Origin of the sequence: Enterococcus sp. E4-150 (assembly GCF_035726465.1) — a bacterium.
Classification (GTDB): domain Bacteria; phylum Bacillota; class Bacilli; order Lactobacillales; family Enterococcaceae; genus Enterococcus_B; species Enterococcus_B faecium.
Window position 1 is genome coordinate 21,699 of record NZ_JAPRGK010000012.1, and the last position, 12,912, is coordinate 34,610.

Sequence of the window (12,912 nt, forward strand, 5' to 3'; positions counted from 1 at the left end):
GTATCCCTTCTTTCTATATTCCTTGTGATTTTGCAAACTCCTGATAAGTTTGGCAATTAGACAGTAGTTCTTCATGAGTACCTTGTCCAACGATTTTTCCTTTATCTAAAACAATGATGTTATCTGCTTGTTGGATTGTACTGAGGCGTTGAGCAACAATCACGAGAGTTTTCTCCGACATGTGTTTATGAAGGGCTGCTCTTAATGCTGCATCTGTTTTATAGTCTAAAGCGGAGAAACTATCATCGAATACATAGATCTCTGCTGGTTTGATCAACGCTCGAGCAATACATATCCGCTGTTTCTGGCCCCCTGAATAATTAGAACCGCCTTGAGCAACAAAGCTGTCCAATCCGTCAGGAAGGGTGTCCACTAGTTCTTCTAATTGAGCGATCTTGATCGCTTTAGACAACTCTTCTGTTGAGGCATATTCATTTCCCATCTGCAAGTTGCTTAAAATTGTCCCACTGAATAAGAAAGCCTTCTGAGGGACATAACTGATGTGGGAGCGGATCTGTTCTTGAGTCATTTGAGTAAGAGGAATACCACCAAGGGTTACTTTTCCTATCGTAGGGTCACTAAGTCTCAAGAGAAGTTTCGCCAAACTACTTTTTCCAGATCCGGTCCCGCCAACGATCGCTGTTGTTTTTCCTTTAGGTATTGTGAAATCAATATCTTCTAGAACTGGATCAGAGATTTCAGTATATTTAAATGTGACATGTTCAAAAGCAGCTGCATTTGTCTGATCAAAGGTTGGTTCAGCTACTGTTTTGATCGTCTCTTCCTCAATTTCGATCTCTGCTTGCAGTATTTCTTCTATCCGTCGTAATGAGGCAAACGATTTAGGGATAATGACCAATACCATAGCTGCGATCATCAAGTAAGCAAGTGTCAGCATAGAGTATTCGACTACAGCAGTCACGACACCGATTTGTAATGCTCCTTCTGCTACAAGATTTCCGCCAAACCACAAAATAGAAGCATAAACGATTCCCATGAGCAAAAAAGCAATTGGAGTGACCCAAGCAAATATTCGGTTCACTTTGATCATTTGATTAGCATAGTCAACAAAGCTCTTATTCGTTCGCTTTTCTTCATATGATTGATTATCAAAGGCACGGATCATATTAATCCCAGTAAAGAATTCTCTCAATGTGATGGTGATCCGATCCATTTTTGGCTGGATACTCAAAGATAAAGGTGCCCCTCGTTTCATCAGTCGATAAACAATCCATACATAAAAAACAACAGAGATCAATGTAACCCATGTTAGTAATAGAGAATAACGAAACATCATGAGAATGGTGAAAACGCAAATAACCGGTGCTGGTAAGATCATTTGGCAAAATAAAACAATCATTTGCTGGACATTATCGACATCATTCGTCATTCTTGTCAAAAGAGATCCAGAACTAAAACGACTGATATCCTTCATTGACAGCTGTTGGAATTTACGGAAATATTTCTCCCGCGTTTGGAATCCAAACCTAGCGGATGCCAATGCTGAAAAGTAACTAGAGGCAACCGCAGCAATCGTTCCTAGAAACGCTACAAGCAGCATTTCAACTCCGATTTTTTTTATAACTGAGGCTTCGCCACTTGCTATACCTGTGTCGATCAGCTTTGCTACTAATTTTGGTACACCTAATGTACCGGCGATTTGTAAACAGATCATCACAAAGGTAAGGAGAGCTAGTCCTTTGTTTTTCTGTAAGAATGTTTTTAAGATAGACATATTATTCCTCCTTTTTTTCTGATACTTTTCGATTCTATACCTTCAAGTAACTTGAAGGTCAATAGAAAAAAGAATAAACTGGAAAAGAGGTGAGAAAAAATGAAAAAAATGTATACGATTGGCCAAGTATCGGAACTATTTGATTTGCCAAAATCAACGATCCGCTATTGGGATGAACAAGGATTAATCCGTTCAAGTAGACAAGAAGAGAATGATTATCGATTGTTTGATATCGATGATATTTTTATGCTTTATGATATCGTTTTTTATAGAAAATTAGATATACCGATCAAACAGATGAAGAATTTATATGGAAAAACATTGACGGAGTTATATGAGACACTTGATGAAACAGAAAGAAGAATCCATAAAGAACTAGTGGTGATGAAACAAAAACAAAAAGAGATAAGGGCGCGAAAAAAACAGTTGAAATTGATGATCGATACAAACGAGGAAGAGTTTCCTGTAGAAGAGATCCCTTTTGACTGTATGATCTCAACGGAGTTTGAAGATATTGTGGAAATCAAAAAATTTCTACCTAACTATTCAAGCTTTGGGATGATGAGTATGCCAGCTTCCAGTTCACAGACGATGTATGGATTTTTTATCGACCCTAGTGAAGTACATTTATTTACTCAAGACGTGATTTGGGAGAAAAAAGATACGGCTGTTTATCGTCGATTCTTATTGAAATCCGAGATGAACCATGCGGAACGTAATAATATTTTAGAAATCAGAGAAAGAATGTATGAAAAAGGATGGAAAACAGGAGAAGTGATCGGCCAGTATCTATTGACGAATACGGATGAAAACAATATCAGAACTGAATATTATCATGCATGGATAGAAATGAAAAAATAGGAAATATGTGTTTAAGATAACTCGAAAATGATGGTTGTTTTAGTTATAAAGAAAAATTTTCTGGTTCGATTACGGGTTTAATGTGGGGGATTATTAGTCGTGGATAGATAGAATTTTAGTTTTTTAGAGGAAATATGTCTTTAAAAATGGAACAGTTGCAATTCTTAGCGATATATACGATGTAATTGTCCTCTTAAAAAAGTATGGAAAAATAATTGTATTGGGTGTTATGTATAATTCATGGTGAACTGAGACTAATGAGAAGAAAAATTCATATTGTTATGAGTGAGATTGTATCAGATGAGAATGATAAATTAAATAGGTGCATAAAAGCATTACACTTAAAATACATTGTTGCTTACATTATTACAATATGTTAATAAGGCAAAAATAAATAGATGGATTGAATAAACATATTTTTTAATCAAATAGTCCCTACTGTGACTTTCCTCAGCTATCGGTGATACTACCGATAGCATTTTTTTTGCTTATAAAATAATTATAAGTATTTAGAGATTTTTCTTCCAACATTCTTCAAACAAGAAAAATCACAAAGGTTATTGTTATTTTTTGATATTCTTTTTAAGAATGATTATTTTTTTATAGAAATTTTAAAAAATAAAACACGTTATTGATGGATAGTTAGTTTGTTATTTGGTAATATTATAGAAGTTGACTGGTAGTGATTTATTTTTCGTCGTTTTATAAAAATGTTATTTTTTAGAAAAATTCACAAATATGTAACGAATGTTTTTCTGGAATTTGCTGTGTTAAAAAGCAGTATGACTAATATAAATACTATTGTCATTTATGCAATTTTTTATGGATAGTAATTTTAGAGGGGAATCAATGAAGGAAGAATAGAAGGGAAAAATAGTTGCAAATACGCCAGTTAGCAAAAATAGCAATACATCTTCAAGCTTTAAAATTCGAGAGAATCATCTTGGTAGTGGAATCAACTACAACAAAAGGATTAAACCAATTAATAGATAGAATTACCAATGGAAAAATAGAAAAGGTAGTTATTCTATACAAAAGTTGTTTAATTCGCTTCGGTTATGAACTTAGTGAAACCCTTTGCAATATATGGTACAGAATATAGAAATTATTGACATTACAGAAAATGATGAAGATTTAATACAGATTGTCACTATTTGTAGATACCTTTTACAAGAAAACCGAGCCAATAAAGCTAAGAAGATGATTAAGGAGTTGATGGAAGACGATACAAGTTAAGAAAGTAAAACTACGCCCAAATAAAGAGCAAAAAGAGTAATTGGACGTGGAAAATGCAAGAAATGAACCATCGATTCGGTGGACAGTTTATTAGTAATGACGGTTTGAGAACATCCATGACGAGAATGAAGGAACATCCTAAATGCGTTTAGTTGAACCAAGTGCCAAATAATATGGCCAAATAAGCGATCAGTTATAGATGAATCCCAAGTATTCTAAACTATATATTCATTTTGATGCTAAGCATTGATATATTTTTTTGGGATTGATGAAGGTTAACCAATACAGGGACTCACTGATGAAATTCTAGAGTCTGACCTTGGTATCAACGATTTAGTGATTGTTTCTAATGGAAAAGTATATAAGTACATTAACAAAACAACTATTAGGGTTACGCTCCAGCTTGTGCAAGGCACTGGCAGGAGGAATCGTGAAATCATAATTATGGTTAAGCCACACGGACAACTAAAAGTCATACAAAGCTATCGAATCAATCAACAGAAGACAATCGGCAATCATTAGCTTTGTTTACAGCTTACATTGCAACGCTTGAGTTGAACCGAAAATACGAGGGAGGTAACGCAGCCATTTTGAGTTGGGGAATCTTTTTAGAAAATTATCGGGTACCTTGTTGTTTAGTCAAAATTATAAGGGGGAGTAATAGTGAGGAACAAATTTCATAAACTGTTAAGTATGTTTCTAGTTATGCTTATTGTGATCAATCAATTTGGGAACATAACGGTTCTAGCTGAGTCTTTAGCAGAACAGCCAGAGCGTTCGCTGACAATCGAAGTTGATCAAGAGGAGGTTGCTTTGGGTGAGCAGTTCCAGTTGCGAGTCAGAGGAACACCAGACCTGCTAAATGCATTGGTCATTAATAAGAGTGAGGATTTGATTGAAGGGGAAGTGAAGCAACTCAATGATTACGAACGTCTGATTACTTATTCTTCCCAGCATTCAGGTAAATACGAATTGACCGCAAGAAGCGGTGATATTCAATCAAATACGGTCTCAATAGAAATCAATGTACCAGAAGAAAGCACAAGTGAGTCTTTTAATGAAGCGAGATCATCTGAGCCATCTATGACGCAGGAATTTCAAATTGAAAGACAAGAGGAGCACTTGAATTATGACATCGGCATCTCTGCTGAGCGCCCCACTTTGCCGAGCAGGCATACACAAACGTTAAAGGGATACGTTCAAGGAGGCGCTGGCGATATTCTTGAAGAATATGGGGAGATGGTCGTACGAGTTCCTAGAGCATCGATTGGCTTAATTGAGTTCATTAGAGTGGAGGTCGCTGATGATTCTCCGTTAAAGCCACTGGCATTTTACCAAGAAGGCACAGACGTTGTTTTTCCATTTACCTTTGATTATGAAGGATTAAATGAAGCCGCTCAGTTGTATACATTCAGTATCACGTTTGAAGTTGCTTTCTTTCAATCAGGCGGTACTGAGCCAAATAATGACTTTCAAGTGAGTCTTACTTATGCTGAGCGAGTAGTAAACACGGAATTTTCAATTACACCTATTCCTTCATCAAGACCCATTTTTTCGAAATTATACTATGGCTCTAGAGAAATCGACAGCCAAGGAAATTTTGGGAATCTGCTGATTGACGGGCAAGACGTGACCAACAGTAATAAATTTATTTTGCAGGTAAATTATGAAGGATCACGAAAAGACGGTGTAGTGGTTACCGATGTACTACCGCAAGGAACAACTTTGGCACCGAATCCGACTCCATGGAGTTCCACTGGAAATAGAGAACCTATTTCAGGTGGGGTTCGGATCGCAGAAGTAACGAATCCAGGTGAAGCAAACGTTAGAACTCATTATGTTTCCGAGGAATTTGTGGACAAAGTATCTTTTAATAAGGAAACGAATACACTTGTTGTGGACTTTGGTAATCTAGCAGAGGGTCAATCGTATTTTATTGAATATGCTCTTGAAGTGACCGATGTCGACTTGTTCAATGAAGGAAGACAAGAGGATGGGTTTTCTCGGAATCGAGCGAGTATGACCTACAATAATCAGGTAATGAGCCGAAACTACCGCTTGAGAATCCCTGAAAGTAATCTTCCGGCAATCTCTTTAAGAAAAAGTGTGGACAAAAATGTTATCAATCTCAATGAAAATGAACTAACGTATACTCTGCATGTCTCGATGTTTTCTGGAACAAGCAATACACTCGTTATTGAAGATGTTTTGGAAGAAGGCATGGAATTTGTGTCATTTCTATCAGATATTCCCTCTTTCATTGATGCCGAAGTCAATAATGGAATGGTTCGTTTCAGTGCGAATAATATGATTGTTGGGCCGACAAGTTTTACCCTCTCTTTTAAGGTCAATGTAGAGGCGTATGCAGTCGGCGATCAAATTTTAAACTTTGCAACGCTTGTGAATAGTGACAGTCGATTGAATACGAGTACTGTAAGAACAAGGAAAATCGATGGGCGTATTAAAGTAATTAAAACTGATGAGAATGGCCAAAGGCTGGCAGGAGCAAAATTTGAAATTTTATCAAGCGATTCACAAGTGATACAAGAAGATATAACGGCAGAAAACGGAGAATTTTTAAGTGAACCGCTTCCTGTAGGCAGCTATCAAGTCCGAGAAATAGAAGCACCGGAAGGGTATCTTTTAGATGCGACGGTACATGATGTTTTTATAAATGAATACTCCATAGAAGAAGTGACGTTAACCATTGAAAACATCCTTGATACGGGTGGTGTTGAACTAATTAAACATGCTGAAGGCAGTGGTGAGGTCCTGCAAGGAGCAGTTTTTGAGTTACAGAACCGAGAAGGAGAAACGCTACAAACCGGTTTAACCACAGGAGCAGATGGAAAACTGGCAATTGACGGTTTAGCACCAGGAGCATATCAGCTGGTAGAAACTCAAGCGCCAACGGGGTATGAATTAGATGCGACACCAATCGAGTTTGAGATCGAAAGAAGTCAGACAGCGGTGGTAGAATTGACGAAAGCAAACCGACTTACACCAGGCGGTGTCGTGTTGACAAAGATCGATGACCAAAGCGGGGAAGTCCTGCAAGGAGCTGTTTTTGAGTTACAGAACCGAGAAGGAGAAACACTACAAACCGGTTTAACTACAGGAGCAGATGGAAAACTGGCAATTGAAGGTTTAGCACCAGGAGCATATCAGCTGGTAGAAACTCAAGCGCCAACGGGGTATGAATTAGATGCGACACCAGTAACTTTCAAGATCGAAAAAGAACAAGAGGCGGCGATCTTTTTAACAAAAGAGAATAGAAAAGTTGCTGGTAGCTCAGATACAAGAGGAAATAAGCATCTTCCAAAAACTGGAGAAACTATCATTAGCCAGTTTATATTGTCAATATTGGGTGTGCTACTTGTTTTCATCAGTATAAAATTTAGAAAGAAACGAAATATATGAGCTAAAATAAAAAATTGAATAAGCATAGTTTTTAAAATCAACTAGTACCCATCAATTGAATGGAAACTACCGATTTTAGAAGGGGTATACAAACAAATATTAGTATCGGAGTAGAGAAGGTTGAACTCAACCAGTAAATAAGTAAAGACAATTTTGTGCTGCGTTGAGAAGTGAAAAATAAACCTTTGTAGTAATACTAGTTAATAAAAAATATACAAAAACACTGCGAAAATCATTCTTGAGGTTCGCAGTGTTTTTTGCCTAATGACTCAAGTTTATTGGGTAATACTTTGATTTTCTTTCTACAAATAATCAGCGATCAGTTGTAATTTTTTCTCTAGTTTTAATGGCTCTTTGTCAATAAGGAGAAAAACAAGTCGGGTCTTTTGTCTAGAAAAGCTTCAACCAACTCGTGAATAAAGGTTACGCCTCCTTGAAAGGCGTGAAAAAACCAAGTAATCGATCAAACACCAATTTCGCATTTGGTAGAACACGTTTGGTGAGCTGAAAGTAGGTGGCGTTCATGTCTGTAACTAAGAATTCTATTTTTTTAGGATTAGTGCAGCTAAGGAAATAGTTTGTTAATCGAGGAATTTTTTGTGTAGGTAAATTTCCTCGATTAATCTTTCTGTTTCGCTATCCGCGGAAATAAAACTCAGTTTATCCTCAACGGAAACGTGAGAACGAAATTCACAACCCTCAACACTCAAGACAGAATTCTTTTGGAAGACTTTGGTAAATAGCTTTTCAACTCTTTCAATGTGCGAATAACGGTTGTCAAAGATACCTAACAACTTTTCGAAATAAAAAATAGCGACACTTTTTCAGTCAGTAAAGAAGTGATTTTATGTCTGACATGATTTGAAATCGAGTGCCTTGGACGGATAAAATAACTTTGAGCGGTCCAATGGCTTCGACAGTTTTTACAGGTATAGCGCTGCTTTTTTAGGCGTATAACCATTGGCATATGATTATATTATTCAAAGTGGACAATGGTTTCCTTCTTCTTGTTTTTCACCACCATTAATTTCCTATTTCCATCTACCACAGCAGAACCACAATTTCTACAGACACATGGAGCAGGGAAGAGAACTGCAGCAACGATCAATGTTTTTTTCTTCTGTAAGGTTTCGTAAGAGACCTCTGTAATCATCAAATTTTTGTCTATTGATCTCAGAATTTTTTTGATAGAACCATTCATAAAGCATATCGTTCTCTCAGTTGTTTATTTTGTGGTGATTTAATCATACAAGAAAACGATATGTTTTTTTATAAAAACATGAATAGGAAAAATAGTTGACAAGAAAATGACAACGCCATATGATGTTCCATAGTATTTACAACCTGTCATAGATGACTGTAAAAAATAAAAGTAAAAAGAAAGGACGACAACAGGTGGATTTTTATCAGTCTCTACAACTAGATCCGTTTATTTTAAAACAAAAAATACGAGAAGCAGCTTCTAAAAAAGAAAAGTGCATGTATATTTGTTCATTGTTTTTACGATCATTATTCATCGTATTGTTTGCCATTTGTTTTATCATTATAATTACAACATTATTTGAATCGAAGCATAAACCATACGCTGTGGTTTTATTCTGTATGTTGATGAGTATTCGTTTTGTTGACTTTGGTTATAAGATTTCCCATTCGATCATAGGTTTAGCAATCGTCATGTTCTCACTATTAGTAGCACCGTATGTCCAGCTGATCAAATGGTCAGTTATGGGCATGTTGATTCATTTTATTTTACTAAGCAGCATATTAATGGCAACCGCTAGTGATCCCAAAATGGGGAATGCTTCTTTGTACGGCTTTTCATATCTCTTTATTGTTTATTCGTTACCTAAAGATTCGTTGAACAAGAATTTCTTTACACAAACAAGTAGCTTATTATTTTTGTTTTTTTGTTGGTTTTCAGTTCTCCTTTACAGAAAACATCGAGAAAAGAACAAAGACAAAAGCTTGTTTAAAGAGATTTTTTTGAAAGGCATGTATTCGCAGGAAAAAATTTGGATGCTCATCTATGCATTTGGCATTAGTCTTTTGATCGTTGCAGGAGAGTATGTCCCTTTTCAGCGATTGATGTGGGCAGGGTTTGCATTTTCTTCTATTGTATCTAGCTATGGATTGATGTCGATTGGTTTCAAAGAACGAGCAGTAGACCGAATCATTGGCTCATTGATTGGATGTGTTTTATTTATTGGTATCAGCCAATTTATTCCTTTTAACTGGATCGGTATATTAGGTGGTCTAGCTTTAGGTGTTTGTTCTACCTATAGATATAAAACAGTTTTTAATTGTTTTGGTGCTTTGGCAATCACTGCCAGTTTATTCGGGGTTCCAGGAGCAGTAACGATCCGCATTTTTGAGAATATCCTTGGGGTATGTTTAGGAATCATGTATATTGGGGTGACTGAAATACTTATCCGAAAAATAAGAGAAAAACACGGTTTGAATCATTAGATTAGATCGAATAAAAAATAAGGAAAAAGTGAAGATACACATGGATGATAAATTGCTATCATTCCATGTGTATCTTTTTACGGTAAATCAGTGAAACGTTCGACTTTCATTTTTAATTTATACTTTTTACGGAGTTCGTTTATTTGAGCCATCATTTCGGATTTGTGATGCTTTTCGATTGCTTCTTCATCTTTCCAACGGTCGATCAGTAAAAGAGATTCTGGATCTTCTAGTGGAAAGTAATAGTCATATTTCTCGTTTCCTTCTTCTGCACGAATCGCTTTGACAATGTTTCTTTCGACCATTTCTTCTGCAAATTTTCTGGCTTGTCCATTTGTACTTGTATACAAAATATTCACTGTGATACTCACTAAATCCCCTCCTGAAAAAATTCTATCACTAGTATATCACGGTGCCAGAAATTATTATTCAAGATATGATACACATTTTTTCCGCAATGCTACGGAAATATATATTTTGAATAGAAAACGCTTACAAGATATGCTTGTTTTATAAAAATAAAAGGAGTGATTGATTTATGAAAAAAGCATTGATTATTTGTGCGGCAGGAATGTCATCCTCGATGATGGCCTCAAAGACAACAGATTTCTTTAAGCAAAAAGGAGAAGAGGTACTCGTAGATGCAGTTTCAGCTACAGAAGGCGATAATATGATTAAGAATAGTGATTTTGATTTATTTCTGATCAGCCCGCAAACGACGATGTTTTTGGATAAATTCAAAAAATTAGGAGAATCTGTTGGAAAGCCTGTTGTTAGTATCCCTTTCCAAGCGTATGTCCCAATCCCTACAGGCATCCAGAAGTTAGCAGAGGTGATCGAAGAGAACATATGATGGAATAGGAGTGGATGATAATGAAACAGAAGGAAAAATTGCTGTTGAGATATTTGATTGATCACAAGAAGGAGTATGTCACCAGTCAACGTTTAGCTTCTGAATTGTTATTATCTGATCGGACAATCCGTAATTACTTGCAGCGGATCAAAGAGTTAGTAGAAAAAAACGGAGGTAAGATCATTGCTAAACCAGGTTATGGCTACCAACTGCATATTTTACAAAGACTGATATTTGACTTGTTTTTGAGTCGGCAAGAAATAGTACCTGGATATGCTAGAGAACCGCAAGGATTTTATGAGTCCGAAGATCGACAAAAGTATATATTGAACCAATTGCTTTTGGAAGATGCCATTCTTTTTATGGATGATTTGGCAGAAGAGCTTTATATCAGTCGTTCCAGTTTGACAAAGGACATGCAAGAAATCAAGGAGCGATTGATTCCATATTCACTAAAAATCATTTCTAAGCATGGTCAAGGGACATGGATCGAAGGGGAAGAAAGAAATCGACGGCATTTTATCATGGATACTTTTTTTGGAAACCATTATGGAAATTCATTGAAAGAATATTTAGGACAAAGCCGTTTTTTCCCAGACATCAGTTTTGAAGAGCTAGTCATTATCATTCTCGATGAAACAAGAGAAGCTAAGTTAAAAGTTTCGGATTTTATCATACAGAATCTGACTTTACACTTGGCTTTGGGGATCAAACGGCTCCGAGAAGGGTTTGAAATCAAGGAATTAGGCATCGAACAAGAAGTTTCTAAGCGAGTAGAGTATCAAGTGGCGCAGCGGATCGTTCAACGTATTGAGGTAATCGCAGGTGTATCGTTTCCCGAAGAAGAAATTGCTTATTTGACATTACATCTCATGGCTAAGTCGAATCACAAAGAAAATAAAAATGATCAGGAACTATCAAAGGAATTAGCGAAAGTTCTGAAAAGATTGTCTCAGGAATTTCATTTTTCATTAGTAGAGGATCTCCAGCTTTTCAATGGACTACTCGATCATTTATCACCGATGATGATTCGATTGAGCCGAGGTATTCGCATTGAGAACCCATTGACTGAGGAGATAAAGAAAGAAAATCCCAAAGTCTTTGACGCAGTAAAAAGGCATTTCAGCAACATGCCGGCTTTGAAAAACTATACCATCAATGAAGATGAATGGGCCTATTTGGCTTTGCATCTCATGGCGGCATTGGAAAAAGAAAGAGCTGCGCATAAACTACATGCATTGATTATCTGTGCAACGGGTTACGGCAGTGCCCAACTATTAAAGAATCGTGTAGTCAGTGAATTCGGTAAAAATATTACAGTGGTAAGTGTAAAAGGCTATTATGAGATCAATGAAACAACTTTAAAAGGAATCGACCTGATTATTTCTTCTATTGATCTTTCGACAATGTTTTTCAAAATTCCAGTTTTACATGTCAGTATTTTTTTGAATGAAGATGATGTTCGTAAAATACGAAAGGTAATTGGAGAATCTATACCCTATCATTCCTCAGATAGACCGATACCAGCATTTTCTCTACAGCAAAAAAAGCAGATTTACACCGAACAGTTGTCTGAAAAATTTTTCAAGACTTATACGTACGAACCGAAAAAGGAAGAAATTCTTCATGATTTGCTGCAAAAGCTGAGCATAAATGAAGAAGAAGGATATATAAGAGAAATGCGAAAGCAGATCCAGCAACGTGAAAATATGGGACAAATCATATTCAGTGATACAGTGGCAGTCCCACATCCCGCTGTTCCAGTTGGAATCGAAACAAAGGTAGCCGTTGCATTGATTCCTTCTGGGATGCAGTGGGATCAATATCAAGAAATTCATTTTGTTTTTTTAGTTTCGCCTTCTTATATCGAAAATGAAGGAATTACGGTCGTGACTAAAGCAATCGTTAGGTTAGTTGACCAGCTAAAAGTACAGCAGGAAATCTTAGCTGAACCTATTTTTGAGAATTTCAGCAGTAAATTTATCAAACTGATCGAATAAGGAGGAAAACAGATGGCTGAAAAAATAAACAGTGAAACACTACAAGTGACTTCTTTTGATATCATTTTCCATAGCGGAAATGCACGGACACTGATACATGAAGCATTTCGCTCGATGCGTAAAGAGATGTTTGAAGAAGTAGAAGAGAAGTTGCGACAAGCAAATGAAGAGATTCTTCATGCGCATCAGTCACAAACTCAACTTCTGAAAGAATATGCCAGCGGGACAAAAATAGAAATGGAAATTATCATGGTCCATGCACAAGATCATCTGATGACGACGATGACATTATTGGAAGTTGCACAGGAAATGAATTATTTGTATCAAAAAAATAAATAGAA

Annotated in this window: 8 protein-coding genes and 2 pseudogenes; 7 read left to right on the forward strand and 3 right to left on the reverse strand. The window is 36.4% G+C overall.

The features are described from left to right. Nucleotides 1–13: 13 nt before the first annotated feature. Nucleotides 14–1,735 (reverse strand): ABC transporter ATP-binding protein, encoded by a 1,722-nt coding sequence (locus OZ002_RS10330; RefSeq protein WP_156249360.1) that lies wholly within the window; start codon nucleotides 1,733–1,735, stop codon nucleotides 14–16. Between the two features lie 99 nt (nucleotides 1,736–1,834). On the opposite strand from OZ002_RS10330, the gene OZ002_RS10335 reads away from it, so the two are divergent. The 3 genes and pseudogenes from OZ002_RS10335 to OZ002_RS10345 all read left to right on the forward strand — a co-directional run bounded on the left by OZ002_RS10335 (nucleotide 1,835) and on the right by OZ002_RS10345 (nucleotide 7,252). Then, nucleotides 1,835–2,596, forward strand: coding sequence for a MerR family transcriptional regulator (locus tag OZ002_RS10335; protein ID WP_002307953.1), 762 nt, complete (start codon nucleotides 1,835–1,837; stop codon nucleotides 2,594–2,596). Between the two features lie 942 nt (nucleotides 2,597–3,538). Then, nucleotides 3,539–3,832: pseudogene (locus OZ002_RS10340) on the forward strand (IS607 family transposase); the annotation flags it as partial. 663 nt (nucleotides 3,833–4,495) lie between these two features. Then, on the forward strand, nucleotides 4,496–7,252 hold the full coding sequence (locus tag OZ002_RS10345) for a SpaA isopeptide-forming pilin-related protein (RefSeq protein WP_325083256.1): 2,757 nt from the start codon (nucleotides 4,496–4,498) through the stop codon (nucleotides 7,250–7,252). 459 nt (nucleotides 7,253–7,711) lie between these two features. Here OZ002_RS10345 and OZ002_RS10350 read toward each other — a convergent pair. Next, nucleotides 7,712–8,453 (reverse strand): annotated as a pseudogene (locus OZ002_RS10350) (transposase); the annotation flags it as partial. A 152-nt stretch (nucleotides 8,454–8,605) separates the two neighbouring features. Here OZ002_RS10350 and OZ002_RS10355 point away from each other — a divergent pair. Beyond that, a complete protein-coding gene (locus OZ002_RS10355) occupies nucleotides 8,606–9,718 on the forward strand; it encodes an FUSC family protein (protein WP_050564378.1) in 1,113 nt (370 codons plus the stop codon). A 77-nt stretch (nucleotides 9,719–9,795) separates the two neighbouring features. Here the strand turns inward: OZ002_RS10355 and OZ002_RS10360 are convergent, their stop codons facing one another. Further along, entirely contained in the window at nucleotides 9,796–10,089 is a 294-nt protein-coding gene (locus OZ002_RS10360; RefSeq protein ID WP_002285944.1) for an antibiotic biosynthesis monooxygenase family protein, read from the reverse strand. Between the two features lie 167 nt (nucleotides 10,090–10,256). Between OZ002_RS10360 and OZ002_RS10365 the strand changes: the two genes are divergently transcribed. The 3 genes from OZ002_RS10365 to OZ002_RS10375 are packed head-to-tail and all read left to right on the forward strand — an operon-like array spanning nucleotide 10,257 to nucleotide 12,910. Continuing rightward, a complete protein-coding gene (locus OZ002_RS10365; RefSeq protein WP_002297720.1) occupies nucleotides 10,257–10,571 on the forward strand; it encodes a PTS cellobiose transporter subunit IIB in 315 nt (104 codons plus the stop codon). A gap of 20 nt (nucleotides 10,572–10,591) precedes the next feature. Then, on the forward strand, nucleotides 10,592–12,571 hold the full coding sequence (locus OZ002_RS10370; RefSeq protein ID WP_156249336.1) for a BglG family transcription antiterminator: 1,980 nt from the start codon (nucleotides 10,592–10,594) through the stop codon (nucleotides 12,569–12,571). Nucleotides 12,572–12,583: 12 nt separating this feature from the next. After that, nucleotides 12,584–12,910, forward strand: coding sequence for a PTS cellobiose transporter subunit IIA (locus OZ002_RS10375; protein WP_002285954.1), 327 nt, complete (start codon nucleotides 12,584–12,586; stop codon nucleotides 12,908–12,910). Nucleotides 12,911–12,912 lie beyond the last annotated feature (2 nt).